The organism is Microbacterium sp. 69-7 (genome assembly GCF_001897985.1).
GTDB classification, from domain to species: Bacteria; Actinomycetota; Actinomycetes; order Actinomycetales; family Microbacteriaceae; genus Microbacterium; species Microbacterium laevaniformans.
This window is the reverse complement of sequence record NZ_MKRU01000017.1, coordinates 1-22,750: the sequence shown is the minus strand read 5'-3', so window position 1 is coordinate 22,750 and position 22,750 is coordinate 1. Positions and strand designations below refer to the sequence as shown.

The following is a 22,750-nucleotide window of genomic DNA, read 5'->3' as shown; positions in this document are numbered from 1 at the left end:
CATCGACACGGGCGACGCGGCCGGTGTGTTCTCCGCGGCATCCCGCCTGGGCATCGTCGCTGCGCGGGCGACCGGCAACAGTGTGTTCGACACGATCATCCATGAGACCTCGATCGTCGTCGAACGCAATATGCGCGGATGGTCGGGGGTCCGGGCCGAGGCCGCGCCGCGCCGCGAGAACTGGCAGCTGCTGCGTGACCGGATCTCGGCGCGCGATGCGGCCGGCGCCGAAGAGACCATCCGGCGGCTGTACGGCGTCACGCCCGGCGCCGCACGGCCCGCGCACCCGTGAGGCCCGTTCGGCCGGGGGTACATCGACGAAGAGGCCGGGCCTGGATCTGATGTCCGGCCCGGCCTCTTCGTTCGCACGTCCTGTGCGCGAGGGGGGAGTTGAACCCCCACGCCCTTTCGGGCACTGGCACCTGAAGCCAGCGCGTCTGCCTATTCCGCCACTCGCGCGAGCCGCGACATCCGAAGATCTCACGGATTCAACTTCCCAAGGATATCACGCCCCGAGACCCGTTTCGACTCGGCTGTGCCTGCCTCGCTCCACGCACGGGCCCGGCCACCTCCCGGTCGTTGAGCGCGCGCCAGCTCGGCGCGTTCCGCGTCTGCTCAGCCTGTGCAACTAGCATGTACGCACCGGTCGGCGATCCTGAGGAGCCCTGTGGGACTACTGGACAGCTTCGAGAAGGGACTCGAGCGCGCAGTCAATAGCGCGTTCGCGAAGTCCTTCCGTAGCGGCATTCAGCCCGTCGAGATCGCGGCCGCCCTGCGCAGCGAACTCGACGCGAAGGCTGCTGTCGTCAGCCGCGACCGCATTCTCGCCCCGAACACCTTCGAGGTGCGCATGTCGCCGGCGGATGCCGAGCGCATGCTGGGTCTGGGCAGCGCGCTCGACTCCGAACTGCACACCCTCGTCGACGCCCACGCAAAGGCGCAGGGGTTCAGCTTCGCCGGTCCCGTCACCATCGCTTTGGCCGGTGACCCCACCCTCTCGACGGGCACGCTGCGCGTAGCCTCGCAGACCGCGGCCGGCCAGGTCGCCTGGCGCGGCGTCGTCGAGATCGCCGGAGCCTCGCACACCCTCGCGAAGGGGCGCACCGTCATCGGGCGCGGCAGCGACGCCGACATCACGATCCCGGATGCCGGGACCAGCCGTCGTCACGTCGAGATCCTCTGGGACGGCGAGCGCGCCATGGTGCGCGACATGGGCTCGACCAACGGCACGCAGCTGAACGGCACGAAGATCGCCGAAGCGCCGCTGCCCCCCGACTCGGTGGTCACGATCGGCCGCACCGACATCGTCTTCCGCGTCATCGCACAGGCCGCGCCCCCTCGCCCCACGACCTCTGCCGCCGACGCGACCCGCGCCTTTGGAATCGGAGGACCCGCGTGAGCGAGTTGACTCTCCTGCTGCTGCAGATCGGCTTCCTGATCCTGCTGTGGTTCTTCGTCTTCGCCGTCGTCTACTCCTTGCGCGCAGACCTCTTCGGCGTCAAAGTGCGAAAGCTCCCCGAACCCGCGGCCGCCGGCGTGGGCGTCGCAGCCGCGGCATCCGCACCGCCCGCCGCTCAGGCGGCAACGGCACCCATCGCCCCCGCGACTCCTGCCGCCGCGCCGAACGCAGGCAGCCCGCAGAAGGCGACCCGCGACGCCGTGTCGCGCATCGTGATCACGAGCGGCCCGAAAGCCGGCCTCGAGCTTCCGCTCGGCTCGGAGGCGCTCACGATCGGCCGCTCGAGCGAGTCGGGTCTCGTGATCCGCGACGACTACACTTCCAGCCACCACGCGCGCCTCCTGCTGTGGGGCGACCAGTGGATGATCCAGGACCTCGACTCCACCAACGGCACCTGGCACGACGGTGCCCGCGTAAGCACGCCGGTTCCCGTTCGCGTGGGAGCGCCGATCAAGGTCGGCGCGACGACGTTCGAGCTGAGGAAGTAGCCCGCCTCTCATGGTCTTCGAGGGATCGAGCGTCGCCATCTCCCATACGGGGAAGGTGCGCTCCAACAATCAGGATTCGGGCTACGCCGGCTCGAACCTCTTCGTCGTCGCCGACGGCATGGGGGGCCATGCCGGGGGTGACGTCGCCTCGAGCATCGCCGTCCACCGCCTCAAGAATCTCGATCACCCCTACGCCTCGACCGCGGACGCCGAGCAGGCGCTGCAGGAAGCCATCTCCTCGACCGCGGGGGTGCTGATCGACACCGTCGCGCGCCGACCCGAACTCGCCGGCATGGGCACCACCGTCAGCGGCCTCATCATGGTGGACGACTACGCCGTGATCGCCCACATCGGCGACTCGCGCATCTATCTCTACCGCGACGATGCGCTCACCCAGATCACCACCGACCACACCTTCGTGCAGCGGCTCGTCGACTCCGGTCGCATCACTCCCGAAGAGGCGCGCTACCACCCGCGCCGCTCCGTGCTCATGCGCGTGCTCGGCGACATGGACCCCGACCCCGAGGTCGACACGTTCATCATGCCGACCCAGCCCGGTGACCGCTGGCTGCTCTGCTCCGACGGCCTCTCCGGCGTCGTCGACGACGCGCACACCAGCAAGGTGCTCGGCCACCACTATCCGCCGGGCCGCACCGCCGACCTCCTGCTCAAGCAGGCGCTCGACGGCGGAGCCCCCGACAACGTCACCGTCGTCATCGTGGACGTCGGCGGCAGCCACCCGATGTTCAGCGGCACCGCGACGATCGTCGGCTCGGCATCCAACCCGCAGGGCGTCGACGTGCCGGCCGCCCGCCCCGGGCGCACCAGCTGGTTGCACACCGCCCGCCAGGCCGCCAACGAGCCGACGCACTTCGAGCCCGCCGCAGAGTTCCTCGAGGAACTCATCGAAGAAGACCGTCGCCGTGCGCGGCGTCGGCGCATCTGGTGGGTCGTCGGCCTGATCGCGATTCTCGCCGCCCTCTCGGCAGCGGCTCTCGGTGCCTACGGCTGGACCCAGACGCGGTACTTCGTCGGCGCCGACGCCGACACCGTCGTCATCTACCGCGGCATCCAGCAGGACATCGGCCCGATCTCGCTGTCGTCCGTCTACGAGGACACGGGCATCGTGCTGAACGACCTGCCCTTCTACCAGCGTCTCGCGGTGACCTCGACGATCTCGGCGCGCTCGCTCTCGGACGCCGAGCAGATCGTCGACACCCTGCGCACCACTCTGGAGGGTCAACGATGAGCTCGGCGACAGACACCGTCCAGGCAGACACGACGGTCGTGAAGGCGCTGCGAAAGCTCCGGATGCCGCAGACGCAGCGCAACCGCGAACTCGGTCTGCTGCTGTTCGCCTTCGCGATCAACGGCGCCGCCGTCGCCCTCGTGCAGCTGGGCGCGCTCGGCCACATCGACTGGACGTTCCTCTACTACTGCGGCGCACTGACCGTGCTGGTGCTCGGACTGCACATCGTGCTGCGCTTCAAAGCGTCGCAAGCCGACCCGTTCGTCGTCCCCATCGCGACCGTGCTGTCGGGTCTCGGCCTGGCGATGATCTACCGCATCGACATCGAGGACCAGAGCACCGGGTGGGACGCCCTCTCGACCCGCCAGCTGGTGTGGCTGGCCATCGCGAGCGCCGCGGCGGTCGCGATCGTGATCTTCCTGAAGAACTACCGCGTGCTGTTCCGCTACACGTACGTCTTCGGCTTCGTCGGCATCCTGCTGCTCGTGCTCCCCTTCGTGCCGGGGCTGGGCACCGACGCCAACGCCGATGTGTGGATCTCCATCGGTGGCCTCTTCTCCTTCCAGCCCGGCGAGCTGGCGAAGATCGCGTTGGCCATCTTCTTCGCCGGCTACCTCGTGCGCACGCGCGAGGCGCTCACCTCGGTCGGTACGCGCTTCCTCGGCATGACGTGGCCGCGTGCCCGCGAGCTCGGACCGCTCCTGCTCATCTGGCTCGCCTCGATGGCGATCATCGTCTTCCAGCGCGATCTCGGCACGGGTCTGCTCATGTTCGGCATGTTCATCGCGATGATCTACGTCGCCACGGGCAAGACGAGCTGGGCGGTGCTCGGTCTGCTGCTAGCCGTCGGCGGCGCCCTGATCGCCTCGCAGGTGCTCAGCTACGTGGGAGGGCGCTTCCAGAACTGGCTGGACGCCTTCAACCCCGCCGTCATCGACAGCGCGGGCGGCAGCTATCAGCTCGTGAGCGGCATCTTCGGCCTGTCCGAGGGCGGCCTGCTCGGCACGGGCCTCGGCCGGGGCCGCCCGGGGCTGACGCCCCTGTCGCAGAGCGACTACATCTTCCCCAGCATCGGCGAAGAGCTGGGGCTCATCGGCGTCTTCGCGATCCTCTGCCTGTACATGGTGTTCACCAGTCGCGGCATCCGCATCGGCATCGCCGGCCAGGACGACTTCGGAAAGCTGCTGGCCACCGGACTGTCGTTCACCATCGCGCTCCAGGTGTTCATCATGGTCGGCGGCGTCACCCGACTCATCCCCCTGACGGGGCTGACGACCCCGTTCCTCGCGGCGGGCGGATCGTCTCTGGTGGCCAACTGGATCGTCGTCGCGTTGCTGCTGCGCATCTCGGATGCCGTGCGCTCGCGCCCCCGGGTGGTGATCGGATGACCCGCGAACTGCGACGGCTGTCGCTGATCATGCTCGCCATGTTCGTGGCCCTGTTCGGCGCGACCAGCTGGATCCAGGTCGTCCAGGCCGGCGATCTCAGCGAGAACCCGCTCAACAAGCGCGCGCTCTACGACTCGTTCGAGGTGCAGCGCGGGTCGATCATCGCCGGCGACACCGTCATCGCCGACTCCGTGCCCAGCGACGACGTGTACGCCTGGCAGCGCCAGTACGCCGACCCCCAGATGTGGGCGCCGGTGACCGGCTACATGAACCCGCTGCTGAACTCGGTGACCGGACTCGAGCAGGCGATGAACAAGGAGCTCTCGGGCACCGCCAACTCGCAGTTCCTCTCGCGCGTCGATCAGATCATCACGGGGCAGCCCGCGCGCGGCTCCAACGTGCTGCTCACCCTCGACCCGGCCATCCAGAAGGCCGCCTTCGACGCGCTCGGCACCTATCAGGGCGCCGTCGTCGCCCTCGAGCCCAAGACCGGGCGCGTTCTCGCGATGGTCACGAGCCCGAGCTACGACACCAACGTGATGGCCGTGCACAACGCGCAGCAGGTCAACACGACCTACGACCAGCTGATGAACGCCGCGGTCAACCCGCTCGACAACCGCGCCATCGGCACGCTGAACCCACCCGGGTCGACCTTCAAGCTCGTCGTCGTCTCGGCAGCGCTGGCATCGGGCAAGTTCACGCCCGACTCGACCTTCCCGAACCCCGCGACCTACACGCTGCCGGGCACGTCGACCTCGATCCGCAACTTCGACGGCAACACGTGCGGCCCGGGCGATCAGGTCACCATCGCGACCGCCCTGCGCCTGAGCTGCAACATCCCGATGGCGCAGCTCGCCGTCGCCCTCGGTCAGGACGCGCTGCGCGCCGAAGCCGAGAAGTACGGCTTCAACAACGCGAGCATCGACATCCCGCTCGGCGTCGTCACCTCGGCATACCCGACGGGCGCCCTCTCGGCCGACAAGGTCGCCCTGACGGGGTTCGGGCAGGGCAGCGTCACCGCCACCCCGCTGCAGATGGCGATGGTGGCCGCCGGCATCGCCAACGGCGGCATGGTCATGAAGCCACGCATAGTCGACCGCGTCGTGGCGCCCGATCTGACCGTGCAGGAGACGTTCACCGACACCGAGCTGGGCCGTGCGCTCAGCACGACGGATGCCGCGACGATGACCTCGCTGATGATCTCCAATGTCCGTGACGGCGCGGCCAGCGGTGCAACAATAGACGGGGTCGACGTGGCCGGGAAGACCGGTACCGCGGAGCACGGACCCTCGGATCCGTACACTCTCTGGTTCACGGGCTTCGCCCCGGCCAACGACCCGAAAGTGGTCGTCGCCGTGATGGTGGAAAACGGCGGAGGTCTCGGGCAGTCCGGCACGAGCAACGGGATCGCGGCTCCAATCGCGAAGAAAGTCATGGAGGCGGTGCTGAGCAGATGAGACCGACACAGGGTGTGAGCTTCGGTGGACGCTACGAGCTGGATTCGCGGATCGCGATCGGCGGCATGGGTGAGGTCTGGGACGCCACCGACCATGTGATCGGACGCACCGTCGCGATCAAGATCCTCAAAGACGAGTACATGGGAGACCCGGGCTTCCTGGAGCGCTTCCGTGCCGAGGCCCGCCACGCGGCGCTCGTCAACCACGAGGGGATCGCGAGCGTCTTCGACTACGGCGAGGAGAACGGCTCCGCCTTCCTCGTGATGGAGCTCGTCCCCGGGGAAGCCCTGTCGACCATCCTCGAGCGCGAGGGCTCGCTGTCCACCGACAAGACCCTCGACATCGTCGCGCAGACCGCCGCGGCCCTGCAGGCCGCGCACGCGGCGGGTCTCGTCCACCGTGACATCAAGCCCGGCAACCTCCTGATCACCCCCGACGGCCGCGTGAAGATCACCGACTTCGGCATCGCCCGCATCGCCGATCAGGTGCCGCTGACGGCGACCGGCCAGGTGATGGGCACCGTGCAGTACCTGTCGCCCGAGCAGGCGTCCGGCCACCCGGCATCCCCTGCGACCGACATCTACTCGCTGGGGATCGTCGCGTACGAGTGCCTCGCCGGCAAGCGTCCCTTCACCGGGGAGTCGCAGGTGGCGATCGCGATGGCGCAGATCAACGACACCCCGCCGCCGCTGGCCGCCACCATCGCCGAACCGGTGCGCAACTTCGTGATGAGCATGATCGCGAAGAAGCCCGAGGACCGTCCCGCGACCGCCTCGGCGGTCGCCCGCGCGGCGACCGCACTTCGTCGCGGCGATGTCGCCGGCGCGGCGGCCATCGTCCCGGCGATCGCCGGCGGCATGGCCATGGACGAGGCGACCAAGCTCCTCACGCCGGGCGTCGCGACCCAGGAGGCCACACGTCTGCTGCCGACGGCGGGCGCGGTGGGCGCCGTCGCGGCCGCCGACGCCGCGGACGAGCCACAGAAGAAGAAGCGCAGCCCGTGGACGTGGCCGCTGGTCGCGCTCATCGCGCTGCTGCTCATCGTGCTCGGCGGCACCCTGTTCGCCCTCTTCGCGAATCAGGGCGCGCAGCCCGCGCCGACGACGAGTTCCTCGACATCCTCGACGCCCAGCCGCTCCGCGACGCCCCCGTCACCCTCGGCGAGTCCCACGACAGTGGCCATCGACAGCCTCCAGCTCATCGGCAAGACGTGTGACGAGGCGCAGACCGCCGCCAAGGCTGCCAAGGTAGACATGACATGCGAGCGCGGCTCGGCCGCGCCGAGCCAGGACCAGGTCGGAAAGATCTACCAGACCAACCCCACGCGCGGCGATGTTCCACTCGGCACCATCATCACGGTCACCTTCTACGACGAGATGAGCCCGATCGGCACGCCGAACCCGCCGACGGTGACGAACGACCCGAAGGGGTCGCAGACCTTCACCGTGACCTGGGAGGCGTTCAGTGGATGCCCGGCCGGATCGTCGGTGACCGCGTACAACTTCACCGTCATCAACGGCACCTTCAACGCGAACAACAGCACGACGTATCAGTCGCCCACCGCGCCGCGGAGCCTTCAGGTGACGGCCGACAAGAACGTGCAGCCGGGATCGTTGATCCTCGTGAAGTACAGCGCGCAGTGCGGCGACCGCACGAGCCCGGATTCCCAGGAGGGTCAGGCGCCGATCCCGACGACGAGCACGCCCACGGGCACGCCGGTCGCTCCCTGAGAGCGCGGCCCGCGTCCTCGGGGTGGGGGTCGCGGGCGTAAGGGTCCAGGGGTCGCACAGGAGGGTTCTATTAGGCTGGCTATGAGTCAGCCCAGGGGAGAGAAGTGTCTGCAGATCCGCGTGTGCTGTCCGAGCGGTACCGCGTCGATGAACTCATCGGCCGCGGAGGCATGGCCACCGTGTACCGCGGGCAGGACCTGACCCTCGGGCGTCAGGTGGCCATCAAGATCCTCAAGCGGGAGCTCGCCGAAGACAGCGCGTTCCGCACCCGATTCCGGCTCGAGGCGCAGTCGGCCTCGCGAATGTCGCACCCCGCGATCGTCCGCGTCTACGACGCCGGTGAGGATGCCGAGACCGACCCCGACGGCTCGACGCACCCCGTTCCGTACATCGTGATGGAACTCGTGGAGGGCACCCTCCTGAAGGATGTCGTCAGCGACGGCGGCGTTCCGGTCGGTGAGGCCATCCGCTACGTCGACGGCATCCTCGAAGCGCTCGAGTATTCGCATCGCGCCGGCGTCGTCCATCGCGACATCAAGCCCGGCAACGTCATGATCACCGCCGGCGGCCAGGTGAAGGTGATGGACTTCGGCATCGCCCGCGCCGTGTCCGACTCCTCCTCGACCGTCGCCGAGACCACAGCCATCATCGGCACCGCGGCCTACCTGTCGCCGGAGCAGGCGAAGGGTGAGCCGGTCGATGCGCGCGCCGACCTCTACTCGGCCGGCATCGTGCTGTACGAGCTGCTCACCGGTCGCCAGCCTTTCCGCGGCGAGTCTCCGGTTGCGGTCGCCTATCAGCACGTCAGCGAGACGCCTCTTCCCCCCTCCGAACTGGTCGACGCGATCCCCCGCTCGATCGACGCCGTCGCGCTGCGCGCTCTGGCCAAGGACCCGTTCCAGCGCTACCAGGACGCGGCATCGTTCCGCCAGGCGCTCGACGCCACGGTCGACGGTCACACCCCGACGAAGAAGCAGGTCGGCGCGCTGGCCAGCGAGCTCTACGGCGCGAACCCGCGGCAGGCCGCAGAGACGGCCCGGTCGCTGCGCCAGCTGACCGCCGACACGACCATGCGACGGACGCAGGCAGGACCCCCGGCCGCGTGGATCTGGGCCGGGGTGGCACTGCTCGCCGTCGTGCTGATCTCGGTGCTGATCTGGGTCATCACGATTCGTCCCGGCGCCGCGGTACCGCAGAACTCGCGCGTCGTCGAGGACGTCGTCGACATGTCGTGGGACCGCGCGAGCGAGAAGTTGGTGGGTCAGGATCTGCAGGCGAAGCGCGTCGACCAGAGCGACAACGCGATCGTCTCGGGCAACGTCATCCGCACCGATCCCGCCGCGGGCACCATCGTGGCCCCCGGCCAGACGATCACGGTCTACGTCTCGACGGGGCAGCAGACCAGCGCCATGCCCAACATCACCGGAAAGTCGTCGACAGACGCAGAAGCCGCCCTGAAGGCCGTCGGATTGCAGCTGGGCGCCGTGACGACACGCAGCGATCCCGACCTCGCCCAGGGCATCGTCATCTCGGCCGACCAGACCGTGGGCACGCAGATCCCGGTCGGAACGCGCGTCAACCTCACGGTCGCCAGCGGCAAGGTCGCTCTGGTGAACCTCGTCGGCTATACCGTCGATGCGGCGACCAGGGACCTCACGTCCGCCGACCTCAAACTCACCGCGAGCGTCGTCGAGGACCCGTCGTGTCCCGCCGTGGGCTCGACGCCGATCGTCGCCGGACAGTCACTGCCCCCGGGCGATGTGCCGATCCACTCGACGGTCGAGCTCCGCGTCTGCACCGGTAAGTGATCCCCGCAGCGGCTGCAGCCCGCGGCCGCGCGCTGCAGCGCCGGCGATCCCGACGCGCTCCAACCATGAGCCCAACAACTGGTGCCCGCCCTCGGTGAGCACCGACTCGGGATGGAACTGCACACCCCAGAGCGGCAGCTCACGGTGGGCGAGGCCCATGATGACTCCGGACGACGTATGCGCGGTCACCTCGAGCTCGGCGGGCAGCGAGTGCGGAACGACCGCGAGAGAGTGGTAGCGCGTCGCCGAGAAGGGCGACGGCAGTCCGGCGAAGGGGAACGCGCCGTCATGCCAGACCCGCGATGTCGTGCCGTGGCGCAGCTGCGGGGCCTCGGCGACCGCCGCGCCGAACGCCGCCCCGAGCACCTGGTGGCCCAGGCACACCCCCAGCAGGGGGATGCCCGCGGCCGCGACCGCATGCACGATCCCGATCGATGCCCCGGCATCCTCCGGCGAGCCGGGTCCGGGCGAGATCAGCACTCCCGCATACGGGGCTACCAAGGCCACGGGGTCCTCGACGGCATCTGCTTCGGCCATGTCGGTCGTCGCGCCCAGCTCGTGCAGGTAGCCGACGAGCGTGTGGACGAAGCTGTCGCGGTTGTCGACGACGAGGATTCGTCCCCCGTCAGCCGCCGACCGTGGCATCCTGCGGATTGACGAACTGACCGACCCACGGGAACACGTACCAGAACAGCCCGTAGAGCACGGCGGCGAGCAGAACCAGCAGAATGAGGATGCGCACCCAGGCCGGGCCGGGAAGAACACGCCAGAGGGCGGCATACATCAGGCGGACACTCCCTGGGTGAGCGAGGCGGGCGGTCCCGCCGAGGTCGGAGTGAAGCTCTCGAACACGGCGTACGCGATGATGCGCTCGAGCATGTTGAGCTTCGGGGCGCAGCTGGTCAGTGTGAGATAGCGGCCGTTGGCTGCCATGCCCACCTGCTGCGGAACGGGCAGCAGGACCTCCACCTGCGTCGCCTGCACGTACTCGAGGGTGCGGAAGCGGTAGGTGTACCAGCCGTCCGGGGTCTGGATGACGATCGCGTCGCCGATCACGAGCTTGTCGATCGGGTCGAACGGTGCGCCCGAGGTCCACCGGTGTGCGGCGTACACGGTGTTGCCGACGGCTCCGGGCATGGCGGTGTCGGTGTAGTGACCGATCTTACCGGCGTCGAGGATGTCGTGGCGACCCGTTCCCGCGGCCACCGTGAACTGCCAGTTCGGTCCGAAGCGGGGCACGAACATCACCCCGAACTGCTGACCGTAGTCCTTCTGCGCCATCACCGGGACGACCGGTGCGGCAGCCGCGGGCGAGGAACTCGCACTCGGCGACGGCGTGGGGGTGTCGGATGCCGTCGGGCTCTGCGATGCCTGCTGCAGCCAGCTCTGCGAGAGGGCGCTGGCCTCCGTGTGCTTCTGCGATCCGATGATCCAGTCACCGATCCACATCTGCCACGCGACGTAGAGCAGTGCGATGACGCCCGCCGTGATGAGCAGCTCACCGAGGACGCCGAGGAACGAGGCCCGCCGTCGCGGCTTCGCCGCGCGCATTGGCGCGGACGCGCCCTCCGGCTCCTGGGTGCTCGGCTCTGCCGGAGTGGTCGGCCCCGATTCCTCCGACTGCGCGGCAAGACGGCGGGCACGCCGAGACGTGTGCTCGAGCGAGCCGATACCCTCAGCTGCGTTGTCGCCGGTGCCGTCCTTCACGCTGTGATTGTCGCACAGCGTGGCTGAGGGAGACCTGCCAGGTAGAATCGTGGCCATGGCGCGTTCAGGAAAGCACGACGAGCAGGTCGCGGAATACGGCGAGGGGGAATCCGCACCCAACCCGGTGTGGTTCAAGCCCATCATGCTCGGGCTCATGATCCTGGGTCTGCTGTGGGTGATCGTGTTCTACCTGAGCAACCAGGCGCTGCCGATCCCCGGCATCGCCGGGTGGAACCTCGTCATCGGCTTCGGGATCGCCTTCATCGGGTTCCTGATGACGACGCGCTGGCGCTGATCACCGGCATCCGCGGTCTTTCCACAGGTGTCATGGCCTGTGAATTACACGGGTGTGATTCATCCCCATCTGTGGATGAACCTGTGGATAACTCGCGGCTGACGGTTTAGGCGTACAGGTAGAGCGGAACAGCCAGCGCACCCAGCAGGCCGACGCCCACGGCGACCAGCAGCCAGATCTGCAGCGCGCGCTGGCGGATCTTGCGCGTGCGCGCGAAGATGACGCCGATCAAGGCGCCGACCAGACCGCCGCCGATGTGCGCCTGCCAGGCGATGTTCGATCCCGGCAGGAACGTGATCACCAGGTTGATCCCGAGCAGCACGGCGATCGCCGTGACGTTGGCGCCGAGGTGACGGCCGATGACGAACATCGCGCCGAGCAATCCCCAGACCGCACCGGAAGCGCCGACGACCCAGGTGTTCGGGGCGAGCAGCGCCGTCAGGACCGAGCCCCCGAGAGCGCTCAGCAGGTAGAGCGCGAGGAAGCGCCACCTTCCGAGCAGCGGCTCGAGACTGCGTCCGAGCGCCCACAACGCGAGCATGTTGAAGGCGATGTGGAAGATGCTCGCGTGAACGAGTGTCACCGTCAGCAGTCGCCACGGCTGCACGTACGCCAGCTGCGCGTGGAAGGCGAGCAGGCTCTGCACATAGAGACCGATGCCGGGGATCAGTCCGATCAGGTAGAACACGCTGGTGACGATGACCAACGTGTACGTCACGACGGGCTTTCCGTCGATACCGGACGGGCGTCGACGCGGCATCCGCGTGACACTCGCCGACGCCGCCTTGCGCTGTTCGGCGAGGCACTCCGGGCAGATGACTCCCACCGGAAGCGGTGTCTGGCACTCTCCGCAGATCGTGCGCAGACACCGCTGACAGAGCACGAAGCTCTGCCGATCCGGATGCCGGTAGCAGAAGTTGTCCGGATTGGTGCGGATGTCGGAGTCGGTCACGCGGGCCGGTTCCGCTCTGCTCAGGCGGGGACGACGTCGATCGAGCTGATCACGACGGGCTCGATCGGGCGGTCGCCCGCGGCGGTCGGAACGGCCGAGATCGCGTCGACGACGGCACGCGAAGCATCGTCGGCGACCTCGCCGAAGATCGTGTGCTTGCCGTTGAGCCACGGCGTCGGATCGGTCGTGATGAAGAACTGCGAGCCGTTGGTGCCCTCGGCCTTGCCCGTGATGGCGTTGCGGCGCAGGCCCGCGTTGGCCATCGCCAGCAGGTAGGGGGCACCGAAGGTGAGCTCGGGGTGGATCTCGTCGTTGAAGTTGTAGCCGGGTCCCCCGACGCCCTGACCGAGCGGGTCGCCGCCCTGGATCATGAAGTTCGGGATGATGCGGTGGAAGATGACGTCCTTGTAGAGCGGGCCTTCGCCCGGCTTGCCGGTCGCCGGGTGCGTCCAGGCCTGCGAGCCGTCGGCGAGACCGGTGAAGTTCTGCACGGTGCGCGGTGCGTGGTCTCCGAAGAGGTTGACGACGATGTCGCCGTGGTTGGTGTGGATGGTCGCGACGGCGGTGTGGATCGGCATGCCTAGCATTCTCTCACCTGTCAACCCCTCGCGAGGCCCGGCAGGTCTGGCAAGATGGGATGAAACCCAGCCGGAACCCAGGGAGGGCACCGTGAGCCTCAGCCGCAAGCGCAAGAAGGAACTCCGCAAGCTCCAGCACCAGGCGAACACGCTGTGGGAGTCGCAGCAGGTCCTGATCGGACAGGCGGGCGAGGTCGCCCGCGAGGCCGGTCGTCAGCTCGGCAACTACAACCGCGAGCAGGTCGTGCCGACCGTGCAGCACACGTACGAGAAGTACGCGGCGCCGTATGTCGAGCAGGGCGTCGCGACCTCCAAGAAGGTCTACAACGACAAGGTCGTGCCGACGGCGGGTGCGCTGATCGGTTCCGCGCTGTCGGTGTGGGATGCCGCGACCGAGAAGCGTCATGATCTGGCCGCGGGTCGTGGCTTCGGCTCGATCGACCTCGCCGCCATCCAGAAGAAGGCCGACAAGTACGGCAAGAAGGCGACGAAGCAGCTGAGCGTCCCCGCTCCGAAGAAGAGCCTGGGCGCCGGCGGCGTCATCGCGATTCTCCTCGGCATCGCCGCCGCGGCCGGTGTGGTCTACGCCGCGTGGCAGACACTGCGCGCCGACGACGAGCTGTGGGTGGCGGACGACCCGCTGCGCGCCCCGGATGCCTGATCAGCCCCCGGTCGTCGAGCTCCCGCAGCCCCCGGTCGTCGAGCGAGCGCAGCGAGTCGAAACGCCATGACCGATCCGCTCGAACGCGTGCGCACCGCCGCCGCGGCTCGCGGTCTCGACATCGAGTTGCGTGAGCGGCCCGCGGCATCCAGCCTCGCGGAGGCGGCGAGCCTGCTCGGCCTGCAGCCTGCCGACATCGTCAAGACCCTCGTGGTCAAGAAGTCGGACGACACGTACCTGTTCGCGCTGATCCCCGGAGATCTCGCGATCTCCTGGCCGAAGTTGCGGGCCCTCGTCGGGGTGAACAAGCTGAGGCTCCCCGAGCCGGAGCTCGCTCTGGCCGCGACCGGCTACGAGCGCGGGACGATCGTGCCGATCGGCAGCGCCAACGACTGGCCGGTGTACGCGGACGCGTCGATCGTGGGGCGGCGTATCGCGATGGGTGCCGGGGCACACGGCTACAGCCTGTTCGTCTACGCCGACGACCTCATCCGTGCGTACGACGCGACGGTCGCCGACATCTCCCAACCGGCGTCGGCTGGCTGAGCGCGGCGCTCAGCCGGGTCAGCTCGCCCTGGCGACGGGCAGGCCGGCCATCTCGAGTGCGATGTCGACGAGCTTCACCCGTTGCGCCGGGAGCGCGGTGAGGGCGAACCACTCCGCACGATCGGTCGATCCGTTCCGCTCGTAACGCAGCTGCCCGCCGGTCACCTCCGCCCGGTAGACGATGCGCAGCGTGTGCAGCGGTTCGGGGTCGTCCGCGAAGATGCGGCGGTTCGCGGGGATCACACGAGAGTGGATGCCGAGAAGCGCCCCGATACGCACGCGGAACCCCGTCTCCTCCCGGACCTCGCGGCGCGCGGCATCCACCGGATCCTCGCCGTCTTCCAAGCCGCCTCCGGGCATCGTCCAGGCTCCCCGGCGCCCCTGGTGCCAGTGAGCGAGCAGCACGCGGTCGGACTCGTCGACGACGACGGCGTAGGCGGCAACCCGCAAGTCCATTCCGTGAGCCTAGCGGTCGAGGCTGCATCGCACGGGAGTCCTCTTCCCTCCGTTCCGTACTCAGTCCCGGTGCGATGAGCACCGGCCGGGCATACCGGAAGGACCGGCGAGCTCTGCGGCGGCTGGATGGCGGAGACTGAATACGGAACGTCGCGTCCGAGGCTCAGACGGCGGCGGTGCGCAGCTCGCGTTCGCGCAGCGCGCGTTCGACGGATTCGACATCGCGGACCGCTCCGCGGTCGGCCGAGGTCGCCATCGCCGCGTAGGCCCGCAGCGCCAGCGACACGGGACGCTGCCGATCCTTCGGTGCGTAGCCGCCCGCGTCGAGCAGCCGGGCGCGACGGCGCTCCAACTCGTCATCGTCGACCCGCAGGCTCATCGAGCGTGAGGGGATGTCGATGTCGACGATGTCGCCGTCCTCGACGAGGGCGATGATGCCGCCGCTCGCCGCCTCCGGCGAGACGTGACCGATCGACAGGCCCGACGTGCCGCCCGAGAAGCGGCCATCGGTGACCAGCGCGCACACCTTGCCCAGGCCGCGGCCCTTGAGGAACGAGGTGGGGTGCAGCATCTCCTGCATGCCGGGTCCGCCCTTGGGACCCTCGTAGCGGATGACGACGACATCGCCGGGTTGCACCTTCTTGCCGAGGATCTTCGCCACCGCCTCCTCCTGCGACTCGCACACGACGGCCGGGCCCGAGAAGACGAGGATCGACGGGTCGACACCGGCGGTCTTGACGACGGCGCCGTCGATGGCGAGGTTGCCCCGCAGCACCGCGAGGCCGCCGTCGGCGGAGTAGGCGTGTGCGGCGGAGCGGATGCAGCCGTTCTCGGCATCCTCATCCAGGCTCGCCCAGCGCTCGGACTGTGAGAACGCACTCGAGGAGCGCACCCCGCCGGGCGCCGCATGCCACAGGTCGTGGGCGGTCTCAGACGCCGTACCGCCGCGCACGTCCCACTCGGCAAGCCACGCCTCGAGCGAGGGCGAGTGGATCGACGACACGTCGGAGTTGAGCAGCCCCGCGCGGTGCAGCTCGCCGAGGATCGTGGGGATGCCGCCGGCGCGGTGGACGTCCTCCATGTAGTACATGCGGCCGTAGGCCGGGTTGGGCGCGATCTTCGCAAGGCAGGGCACGCGACGCGAGATGGCGTCGATCTCATCGAGGCCGAAGTCAATGCCGGCCTCGTGAGCCGCGGCCAGCAGGTGGAGGATCGTGTTGGTCGATCCGCCCATGGCGATGTCGAGGGCCATCGCGTTGGCGAAGGCGGCGGGGCTCGCGACCGCACGCGGGAGTACCGAGGCGTCGTCCTCGTCGTAGAACGCGCGCGTGATCTGCACCGCGACCTCGCCGGCCTTCTCGTAGAGGGCGCGACGGGCCGTGTGCGTCGCGAGCACCGATCCGTTGCCGGGGAGGGCCAGGCCGAGGGCCTCGACCAGGCAGTTCATCGAGTTGGCCGTGAACATGCCCGAGCATGACCCGCAGGTGGGGCAGGCGTTCTCCTCGATGCGCTGGATGTCGGCATCCGAGACCGTGTCGTTCGCCGCCTCGGAGATCGCGTCGACGAGATCGAGGGTGCGCACCGTGCCGTCGACGAGGGTCGCCCGTCCCGACTCCATCGGGCCGCCCGAGACGAAGACGGTCGGGATGTTCAGGCGCAGCGCCGCCATCAGCATGCCGGGGGTGATCTTGTCGCAGTTGGAGATGCACACGAGCGCGTCGGCCTGGTGCGCGTTGACCATGTATTCGACGGAGTCGGCGATCAGGTCGCGTGAGGGCAGCGAGTACAGCATGCCGCCGTGGCCCATGGCGATGCCGTCGTCGACGGCGATCGTGTTGAACTCGCGCGGGATGCCGCCGGCCGCGGTGATGGCGTCGGAGACGATGCGACCCACCGGCTGCAGGTGCGTGTGGCCGGGCACGAACTCGGTGAAGCTGTTGGCGACGGCGATCATCGGCTTGCCGAAGTCGGCCGCATTGACGCCGGCGGCGCGGAACAGGGCACGGGCACCGGCGGCGTTGCGGCCGTGCGTGACGGTGCGGGAGCGCAGAGGGGTGGGCATGATTCCACTCTGGATGCCGTGGCGCACCTCCGGAAGTCTGCGTTGCTCCTAGTAGTGGCAGTACTAGGTTTATGGGGTGAGTGAGGATGGTGCGCGCGACGACGGCCGTCAGCAGCGGCAGGAGCTCGGTTCGTTTCTGCGTAGACAGCGCGAGCGCCTCGACCGCACCGCCTACGGACTGCCGCCGGCCGGCCGCGGTCGTGCCGTGGGCCTGCGGCGCGAGGAAGTCTCGTACCTGTCGGGTGTGAGCGTCACCTGGTACACCTGGCTCGAGCAGGGGCGCGACATCAACCCCTCGCGGCAGGTCTTGGATGCGGTCGCGACGACGCTGCGGCTGACCGACGCAGAGCACGACTATGTGCTGAGTCTCGTCGGTCTCGCACCGCGGCCGGCCACGCGGGCGGATGCCGTGGACATCGCCCCCGCTCAGGTACAGCGCTTCCTCGATGCGCTCGACGAGCATCCCGCCTACGCGCTCGCCCCGGATTGGGGGATCGCCGGATGGAACAAGGCGTACGAGCGGCTGTACCCCGGGGTCGCCACGACCGCGGGGGAGAACCGCAACCTGCTGTGGCTCGTCTTCACCGACCCGTCCGTGCGCTCGCTGCTGGACGATTGGGACGACACGAGCCGGCGCTTCCTCGCCGAGTTCCGGGCGGAGGCCGGACCGCGCCTGAGTGATCCCCGCTACCTCGACCTCATCTCTCGGCTCCGCGCGGCGAGCGTCGACTTCGACACCCGCTGGAACGAGCACGGCGTCGGCGGTTTCGTCTCACGCGAGCGCGTGTTCCGTCATCCCGAGCTCGGCCGGCTCGTGTTCGAGCACCACCAGCTGCGGCCTTCCGACCACCTCGATCTGCAGCTCGTCGTCTACGTCGCGGATGCCGAGACCCGACGGCGCTTCGCGCGCACGAAGGACTGAGGCTGCGCCGCCGCTCAGGCGAGCATCGCGACGATCGCGGCGATGCGTCGCGTGCGGGTCTCATCTGACTTGGCCGAGACGACGTTCGTGACGTGCGCCTTGCGCGCGCTGGGAGCGAGCGCGTCGAAGCGCGCGCGGATCCCCGCATCGTCCAAGGCGACGGCGAGATCGTCCGGGACCTCGACCGTCCGCGGTGCCGTGTCGAGCTCGAGGGTGACCTCGATCGCGTCACCGCCGGCGAGGCCGGGGGGAACCATGATGCCGGTGTTGTTTCCCTGCTGGAAGTGCGTCGTTTCGAACCGCATGCTGCGAGTATGCCCCCTCCACGCGGAAGACCGCCCACGACCCCGCGGCGGACGACGGGCCGGTCGCGACGCCGTGCAGAGAGGTGAGCATGCCCAGCAGGTCCATCGGTGAAGCGATGGTGTCGCGAGAAAAACTGTGGAGCCTAGGAGATTCGAACTCCTGACATCCTGCTTGCAAAGCAGGCGCTCTACCAACTGAGCTAAGGCCCCGGACGGGTGTTTGGTGGGGCTACCAGGACTTGAACCTGGGACCTCTTCATTATCAGTGAAGCGCTCTAACCGCCTGAGCTATAGCCCCGTCCGGAGGCGGCGTTGCCGCCGTCAACCTCCAAGACTTTACCCGACGAGCGGGCAAACAAAAAATCGGTCAGTTGGATGTGAAGCCGACGAGCAGTCCGCCGGTCACCTTGACCATCAGGTTGTAGATCCCGGCGACGACGGCACCCAGCACCGTGATCACGATCAGGTTCAGGATGGCGACCACCGAGGAGAACGCCATGACCTGTGCGAGGTTGATCACATCGCTCAACTTGAAGTTGTCGTCGAACGCCTTGAAAAGGTCGTCGAGCTTGCCGATCAGTCCCGTCGTGCTGAGCACCGTGTAGATCAGGAAGCTGGCCACCACGGTGACGATCGCGATGGCGACCGCGGCGAGGAAGGACAGCTTCACGGCGGACCAGAAGTCCACGTACACGAGGCGCAGACGCACCTGCTTGGCGCTGGTCTTACTGGATGACTTCTTGGCGAGCTTGTCGGCTACCGTGCTCATGCGTCGGTGTCACTTCCTTCGGGGCGCGAAGCGGGGGAGTCTTCGGCGTCGGTGGTCTCGGCCGGGTCCTGCTCCGCTCGGAGCGCTCGCTCCGAGTTCCGTGCAATCGCGAGGATGCGATCGTCGTCGTCGGGACGGGCGAAGACCACTCCCATGGTGTCGCGACCCTTCGCAGGCACCTCGGCCACGGCAGAGCGTACCACCTTGCCGCTGGCAAGAACCACCAAGACCTCGTCGTCCTCACCGACGATCAGACCGCCCGCCAGGTCGCCCCGATCCTCGTTCAGCTTGGCGACCTTGATGCCCAGTCCGCCACGTCCCTGGAGGCGGTACTGGTCGACAGCGGTGCGCTTGGCGTACCCGCCTTCGGTCACGACGAATACGTAGGCATCGTCCTTCGCGACGGATGCCGACAGGAGCGTATCGCCCTCACGGAACGACATCCCCTTCACACCCTCCGTCGAGCGTCCCATGGGGCGCAGCGACTCGTCGGTCGCGGTGAACCGCAGCGACATGCCCTGGCGCGAGATGAGCAGGATGTCGTCGGTGTCGTCCACGAGCAGCGCGCTGACGACCTCGTCGCCGTCCTCCTCGTCCTGCCCGCGCAGGCGGATCGCGATGATCCCGCCCTGACGGTTGGTGTCGTACTCGCTGAGGAAGGTCTTCTTGATCTTGCCGTCGCGGGTGGCCAGCACCAGGTACTGCGCGACCTTGTAGTCGCGGATGTCCAGGATCTGCGCGATCTCCTCACCCGGCTGCAGCGCCAGCAGGTTCGCGACGTGCTGACCCTTCGCATCGCGGCCGGCCTCGGGCACCTCGTACGCCTTGGACCGGTAGACGCGACCCTTCGTGGTGAAGAACAGCAGCCAGTGGTGCGTGGTCGTCACGAAGAAATGCTCGACCACATCGTCCGCCCGCAGCTGGGCGCCCTTGACACCCTTGCCGCCGCGGTGCTGCGAACGGTAGTTGTCACTGCGTGTGCGCTTGATGTACCCATCGCGGGTGACGGTGATGACCATCTCCTCTTCGGGGATGAGGTCTTCCATCGACATGTCGCCATCGAAGCCGTGCAGGATCGTCGTGCGCCGCTCGTCGCCGAACTTGTCCACGATGCCCGTGAGCTCTGCGGCGATGATCGTGCGCTGACGACCCGGCGTGACGAGGATGTCGTTCAGATCGGCGATCTGCGCCTCCAGCTCGGTGGCCTCGTCGATGATCTTCTGACGCTCGAGCGCCGCCAGGCGGCGCAGCTGCATCGCGAGGATCGCATCGGCCTGCACATCGTCGATCGCGAGCAGCGACTTCAGACCCTCGCGCGCCTCGTCGACCGTGGGCGAGCGGCGGATGAGTGCGATGACCTCGTCCAGCGCATCGAGCGCCTTGAGGTACGCGCGCAGGATGTGCATGCGCTCTTCGGCCTTGCGCAGACGGAAGCGCGTGCGCCGCACGATGACCTCGACCTGATGGTCGATCCAGTAGGAGATGAAGCCGTCGAGGGCCAGGGTGCGTGGCACACCGTCCACGATCGCCAGCATGTTGGCGCCGAAGTTCTCCTGCAGCTGCGTGTGCTTGTACAGGTTGTTCAGGACGACCTTGGCGACGGCATCCCGCTTCAGGACGATGACGAGGCGCTGGCCCGTGCGGTCGCTCGTCTCGTCGCGGATGTCGGCGATGCCGGTGATGCGACCGTCGCGGGCGAGGTCGCGGATCTTCAGCGCGACGTTGTCGGGGTTCACCTGGTAGGGGAGCTCAGTGATCACCAGGCACGTGCGGCCCTGGATCTCCTCGACGTTCACGACGGCACGCATCGTGATCGAGCCGCGGCCGGTGCGCTGAGCCTCGCGGATGCCCTTCGTGCCCAGGATCTGGGCGCCCGTCGGGAAGTCGGGACCGTGGATGCGGCCCATGAGCGCCTCGAGCAGCTCCTCGCGGGTGGCATCCGGGTTCTCCAGCGCCCACAGCGCTCCGTCGGCGACCTCCCGCAGGTTGTGAGGCGGGATGTTGGTGGCCATGCCGACCGCGATGCCGACCGAGCCGTTGACCAGCAGGTTCGGGAAGCGCGAGGGCAGGACGACGGGCTCCTGGGTCTTGCCGTCGTAGTTGTCCTCGAAGTCGACGGTGTCCTCGTCGATGTCGCGGACCATCTCCATCGCCAGCGCGGCCATCTTCGTTTCGGTGTACCGCGGCGCGGCCGCACCCTGGTTGCCCGGGGATCCGAAGTTTCCCTGACCGTCGGCCAGCGGGTAGCGCAGCGACCACGGCTGCACGAGGCGCACGAGCGCGTCGTAGATCGCGCTGTCACCGTGCGGGTGGTACTGGCCCATGACCTCGCCGACGACGCGGGCGCACTTGTTGAAGCTCTTGTCGGGACGGTACCCGCCGTCATACATCCCATAGATGACGCGCCGGTGCACCGGCTTCAGACCGTCTTCGACGCGCGGCAGCGCGCGGCCGACGATGACGCTCATCGCGTAGTCGAGGTAGCTGCGCTGCATCTCGACCTGGAGATCGACCTGGTCGATGTTGCCGTGGTTGTGGCCGGCGGTCGGGTCGGGGCGTTCTTCGTCAGTCATGTCTTCTCGTTCTCACGGGGCTGCCGTGCTACCGCTGCAGGTGAATGGAATGGATCAGATGTCGAGGAAGCGGACGTCCTTGGCGTTGCGCTGGATGAAGCTCCGGCGCGACTCCACGTCCTCACCCATCAGCACCGAGAAGATCTCATCCGCGGCGGCCGCGTCGTCGATCGTCACCTGCCGGAGGGTGCGGGTGCTGTGATCCATGGTCGTCTCCCACAGCTCCTTCGGGTTCATCTCGCCGAGACCCTTATAGCGCTGGATGCCGGAGTCCTTCGGCATCCGCTTTCCGTTGGCCAGACCGTCAGCCAGGAGCGCATCGCGCTCCCGATCGCTGAACACGTACTCGTGCTCGGCGTTGGACCACTTCAGCCGGAACAGCGGCGGCATGGCGAGATAGACGAACCCAGCCTCGATGAGTCCGCGCATGTAACGGAACAGCAGCGTCAGCAGCAGCGTCGTGATGTGCTGCCCGTCGACGTCGGCATCGGCCATCAGCACGATCTTGTGATAGCGCGCCTTCGCGACGTCGAAGTCCTCGCCGATACCGCAGCCGAACGCGGAGATGATCGCCTGGATCTCGTTGTTGCCGAGGGCGCGGTCCAGCCGCGCCTTCTCGACGTTGAGCACCTTGCCGCGCAGCGACAGGATCGCCTGCGTCTCGGGGTCGCGACCGCGGACAGCCGAACCGCCGGCCGAGTCGCCCTCGACGAGGAAGATCTCACTGATCGACGGGTCCTTGCTCGTGCAGTCCTTGAGCTTGTCGGGCATGGATGCCGACTCGAAAACGCTCTTGCGTCGCGCGGTCTCGCGCGCCTTGCGGGCGGCCAGTCGCGCGGTCGCGGCATCGATCGCCTTCATGATGACGCGCTTGGCCTGGGCGGGGTTGCGGTCGAGCCAGTCGGTCAGCTGATCGCCGACGACCTTCTGCACGAACGCTTTCGCCTCGGTGTTGCCGAGCTTCGTCTTGGTCTGCCCCTCGAACTGCGGCTCGGACAGCTTCACGGAGATGACCGCGGTGAGCCCTTCACGGATGTCTTCACCCGTGAGGTTGTCGTCCTTCTCCTTGAGCAGGCCCTTCTCCCGCGCGTACTTGTTGATGTACGTCGTCATCGCGGCGCGGAAGCCCTCTTCGTGGGTGCCGCCCTCGTGGGTGTTGATCGTGTTCGCGAAGGTGAAGACGTTCTCCGTGTAGCTCGTCGTCCACTGCATCGCGAGCTCGAGCGAGATGTGCCGTTCGGTGTCTTCGGATTCGACCTCGATGATCTCGTCGTTGACGACCTCAGCCTTGCGAATCTTGTTGAGGTACTCGACGTAGTCGACGAGGCCGCGCTCGTAGTGGAAG

At 68.0% G+C, this 22,750-nt stretch carries 23 protein-coding genes and 3 tRNA genes; 12 read left to right on the top strand and 14 right to left on the bottom strand.

The genetic code is table 11. The features are described from left to right. A partial coding sequence (locus BGN98_RS01875) for an FCD domain-containing protein (protein ID WP_353681697.1) occupies positions 1–292 on the top strand: 292 nt, incomplete at its 5' end. Between the two features lie 83 nt (positions 293–375). Here BGN98_RS01875 and BGN98_RS01870 read toward each other — a convergent pair. Further along, a tRNA-Leu gene (locus BGN98_RS01870) sits at positions 376–459 on the bottom strand. 208 nt (positions 460–667) lie between these two features. Between BGN98_RS01870 and BGN98_RS01865 the strand changes: the two genes are divergently transcribed. The 7 genes from BGN98_RS01865 (at position 668) to pknB (ending at position 9,579) form a co-directional block, all read left to right on the top strand. Continuing rightward, positions 668–1,399, top strand: coding sequence for an FHA domain-containing protein (locus tag BGN98_RS01865; protein WP_005054740.1), 732 nt, complete (start codon positions 668–670; stop codon positions 1,397–1,399). After that, a complete protein-coding gene (locus tag BGN98_RS01860) occupies positions 1,396–1,947 on the top strand; it encodes an FHA domain-containing protein FhaB/FipA (RefSeq protein WP_288119181.1) in 552 nt (183 codons plus the stop codon). The genes BGN98_RS01865 and BGN98_RS01860 overlap by 4 nt, the downstream gene beginning before the upstream one ends. Before the next feature lie 10 nt (positions 1,948–1,957). Beyond that, positions 1,958–3,196, top strand: a complete 1,239-nt coding sequence (locus BGN98_RS01855) for a PP2C family protein-serine/threonine phosphatase (RefSeq protein WP_288119179.1) — start codon at positions 1,958–1,960, stop codon at positions 3,194–3,196. Next, entirely contained in the window at positions 3,193–4,584 is a 1,392-nt protein-coding gene (locus BGN98_RS01850; protein ID WP_036286770.1) for an FtsW/RodA/SpoVE family cell cycle protein, read from the top strand. Before BGN98_RS01855 ends, BGN98_RS01850 begins: the two co-directional genes overlap by 4 nt. Then, the gene (locus tag BGN98_RS01845) at positions 4,581–6,041 is read left to right on the top strand and encodes a peptidoglycan D,D-transpeptidase FtsI family protein (protein WP_288119176.1); all 1,461 of its coding nucleotides are present in this window, start codon (positions 4,581–4,583) and stop codon (positions 6,039–6,041) included. The genes BGN98_RS01850 and BGN98_RS01845 overlap by 4 nt, the downstream gene beginning before the upstream one ends. After that, a complete protein-coding gene (locus BGN98_RS01840) occupies positions 6,038–7,771 on the top strand; it encodes a serine/threonine-protein kinase (RefSeq protein WP_288119174.1) in 1,734 nt (577 codons plus the stop codon). Before BGN98_RS01845 ends, BGN98_RS01840 begins: the two co-directional genes overlap by 4 nt. A 104-nt stretch (positions 7,772–7,875) precedes the next feature. Further along, positions 7,876–9,579: a Stk1 family PASTA domain-containing Ser/Thr kinase gene (pknB, locus tag BGN98_RS01835; protein WP_005054728.1), complete on the top strand. Its 1,704-nt coding sequence runs from the start codon at positions 7,876–7,878 to the stop codon at positions 9,577–9,579. On the opposite strand, the gene BGN98_RS01830 is transcribed toward pknB, so the two are convergent. From BGN98_RS01830 to BGN98_RS01820, 3 genes are read right to left on the bottom strand one after another with little or no spacing between them, the layout of a single operon-like run. Continuing rightward, positions 9,514–10,224: a glutamine amidotransferase-related protein gene (locus BGN98_RS01830; RefSeq protein ID WP_288119172.1), complete on the bottom strand. Its 711-nt coding sequence runs from the start codon at positions 10,222–10,224 to the stop codon at positions 9,514–9,516. The genes pknB and BGN98_RS01830 overlap by 66 nt on opposite strands. Beyond that, a complete protein-coding gene (locus BGN98_RS01825; protein ID WP_005054725.1) occupies positions 10,205–10,363 on the bottom strand; it encodes a hypothetical protein in 159 nt (52 codons plus the stop codon). The genes BGN98_RS01830 and BGN98_RS01825 overlap by 20 nt, the downstream gene beginning before the upstream one ends. Continuing rightward, positions 10,363–11,286: a class E sortase gene (locus tag BGN98_RS01820; protein ID WP_288119170.1), complete on the bottom strand. Its 924-nt coding sequence runs from the start codon at positions 11,284–11,286 to the stop codon at positions 10,363–10,365. The genes BGN98_RS01825 and BGN98_RS01820 overlap by 1 nt, the downstream gene beginning before the upstream one ends. 55 nt (positions 11,287–11,341) lie before the next feature. On the opposite strand from BGN98_RS01820, the gene BGN98_RS01815 reads away from it, so the two are divergent. Then, positions 11,342–11,581, top strand: coding sequence for a cell division protein CrgA (locus BGN98_RS01815; protein WP_005054721.1), 240 nt, complete (start codon positions 11,342–11,344; stop codon positions 11,579–11,581). 106 nt (positions 11,582–11,687) lie between these two features. On the opposite strand, the gene BGN98_RS01810 is transcribed toward BGN98_RS01815, so the two are convergent. Together BGN98_RS01810 and BGN98_RS01805 are read right to left on the bottom strand one after the other, a co-directional pair. Then, positions 11,688–12,533 (bottom strand): rhomboid family intramembrane serine protease, encoded by an 846-nt coding sequence (locus BGN98_RS01810; protein WP_288119169.1) that lies wholly within the window; start codon positions 12,531–12,533, stop codon positions 11,688–11,690. A gap of 20 nt (positions 12,534–12,553) precedes the next feature. Then, positions 12,554–13,111 carry a peptidylprolyl isomerase gene (locus BGN98_RS01805; RefSeq protein WP_036282703.1) on the bottom strand — a complete coding sequence of 186 codons (558 nt, stop codon included), beginning with the start codon at positions 13,109–13,111 and terminating at the stop codon, positions 12,554–12,556. Between the two features lie 91 nt (positions 13,112–13,202). Between BGN98_RS01805 and BGN98_RS01800 the strand changes: the two genes are divergently transcribed. Together BGN98_RS01800 and BGN98_RS01795 are read left to right on the top strand one after the other, a co-directional pair. Further along, positions 13,203–13,772 (top strand): hypothetical protein, encoded by a 570-nt coding sequence (locus tag BGN98_RS01800; protein WP_016463829.1) that lies wholly within the window; start codon positions 13,203–13,205, stop codon positions 13,770–13,772. A 66-nt stretch (positions 13,773–13,838) separates the two neighbouring features. After that, positions 13,839–14,318, top strand: a complete 480-nt coding sequence (locus BGN98_RS01795; RefSeq protein WP_288119165.1) for an aminoacyl-tRNA deacylase — start codon at positions 13,839–13,841, stop codon at positions 14,316–14,318. 18 nt (positions 14,319–14,336) lie between these two features. Here BGN98_RS01795 and BGN98_RS01790 read toward each other — a convergent pair whose 3' ends face one another. Next, complete coding sequence (locus BGN98_RS01790; RefSeq protein WP_288119163.1) at positions 14,337–14,774, bottom strand: NUDIX hydrolase; 438 nt, start codon at positions 14,772–14,774, stop codon at positions 14,337–14,339. 163 nt (positions 14,775–14,937) lie between these two features. Continuing rightward, positions 14,938–16,836: a dihydroxy-acid dehydratase gene (gene ilvD / locus BGN98_RS01785; RefSeq protein WP_288119161.1), complete on the bottom strand. Its 1,899-nt coding sequence runs from the start codon at positions 16,834–16,836 to the stop codon at positions 14,938–14,940. A 76-nt stretch (positions 16,837–16,912) separates the two neighbouring features. Between ilvD and BGN98_RS01780 the strand changes: the two genes are divergently transcribed. Continuing rightward, positions 16,913–17,758, top strand: coding sequence for a helix-turn-helix transcriptional regulator (locus tag BGN98_RS01780; RefSeq protein ID WP_288119159.1), 846 nt, complete (start codon positions 16,913–16,915; stop codon positions 17,756–17,758). A 14-nt stretch (positions 17,759–17,772) separates the two neighbouring features. On the opposite strand, the gene BGN98_RS01775 is transcribed toward BGN98_RS01780, so the two are convergent. From BGN98_RS01775 to BGN98_RS01750, 6 genes are all read right to left on the bottom strand, one after another. Further along, complete coding sequence (locus BGN98_RS01775) at positions 17,773–18,063, bottom strand: YdeI/OmpD-associated family protein (RefSeq protein ID WP_036288842.1); 291 nt, start codon at positions 18,061–18,063, stop codon at positions 17,773–17,775. Positions 18,064–18,200: 137 nt separating this feature from the next. Beyond that, positions 18,201–18,273: transfer RNA gene (locus BGN98_RS01770), tRNA-Ala, on the bottom strand. An 11-nt stretch (positions 18,274–18,284) separates the two neighbouring features. Further along, a tRNA-Ile gene (locus tag BGN98_RS01765) sits at positions 18,285–18,361 on the bottom strand. Positions 18,362–18,430: 69 nt separating this feature from the next. Then, positions 18,431–18,832 (bottom strand): DUF3566 domain-containing protein, encoded by a 402-nt coding sequence (locus BGN98_RS01760; protein WP_036288844.1) that lies wholly within the window; start codon positions 18,830–18,832, stop codon positions 18,431–18,433. Beyond that, the gene (gene gyrA, locus BGN98_RS01755; RefSeq protein ID WP_204948117.1) at positions 18,829–21,405 is read right to left on the bottom strand and encodes a DNA gyrase subunit A; all 2,577 of its coding nucleotides are present in this window, start codon (positions 21,403–21,405) and stop codon (positions 18,829–18,831) included. Before gyrA ends, BGN98_RS01760 begins: the two co-directional genes overlap by 4 nt. 54 nt (positions 21,406–21,459) lie before the next feature. Continuing rightward, positions 21,460–22,750, bottom strand: a 1,291-nt coding sequence (locus BGN98_RS01750) for a toprim domain-containing protein (protein ID WP_288119157.1), incomplete at its 5' end; no start/stop codon positions are given.

Bases quoted from the DNA above. Each gene is read 5' to 3' on its own strand.
- BGN98_RS01855 (WP_288119179.1), top strand. From the start codon at position 1,958: ATGGTCTTCGAGGGATCGAGCGTCGCCATCTCCCATACGGGGAAGGTG.
- BGN98_RS01850 (WP_036286770.1), top strand. From the start codon at position 3,193: ATGAGCTCGGCGACAGACACCGTCCAGGCAGACACGACGGTCGTGAAG.
- BGN98_RS01845 (WP_288119176.1), top strand. From the start codon at position 4,581: ATGACCCGCGAACTGCGACGGCTGTCGCTGATCATGCTCGCCATGTTC.
- BGN98_RS01840 (WP_288119174.1), top strand. From the start codon at position 6,038: ATGAGACCGACACAGGGTGTGAGCTTCGGTGGACGCTACGAGCTGGAT.
- BGN98_RS01830 (WP_288119172.1), bottom strand. From the start codon at position 10,224: ATGCCACGGTCGGCGGCTGACGGGGGACGAATCCTCGTCGTCGACAAC.
- BGN98_RS01825 (WP_005054725.1), bottom strand. From the start codon at position 10,363: ATGTATGCCGCCCTCTGGCGTGTTCTTCCCGGCCCGGCCTGGGTGCGC.
- BGN98_RS01815 (WP_005054721.1), top strand. From the start codon at position 11,342: ATGGCGCGTTCAGGAAAGCACGACGAGCAGGTCGCGGAATACGGCGAG.
- BGN98_RS01805 (WP_036282703.1), bottom strand. From the start codon at position 13,111: ATGCCGATCCACACCGCCGTCGCGACCATCCACACCAACCACGGCGAC.
- BGN98_RS01795 (WP_288119165.1), top strand. From the start codon at position 13,839: ATGACCGATCCGCTCGAACGCGTGCGCACCGCCGCCGCGGCTCGCGGT.
- BGN98_RS01790 (WP_288119163.1), bottom strand. From the start codon at position 14,774: ATGGACTTGCGGGTTGCCGCCTACGCCGTCGTCGTCGACGAGTCCGAC.
- ilvD (WP_288119161.1), bottom strand. From the start codon at position 16,836: ATGCCCACCCCTCTGCGCTCCCGCACCGTCACGCACGGCCGCAACGCC.
- BGN98_RS01775 (WP_036288842.1), bottom strand. From the start codon at position 18,063: ATGCGGTTCGAAACGACGCACTTCCAGCAGGGAAACAACACCGGCATC.
- BGN98_RS01760 (WP_036288844.1), bottom strand. From the start codon at position 18,832: ATGAGCACGGTAGCCGACAAGCTCGCCAAGAAGTCATCCAGTAAGACC.
- gyrA (WP_204948117.1), bottom strand. From the start codon at position 21,405: ATGACTGACGAAGAACGCCCCGACCCGACCGCCGGCCACAACCACGGC.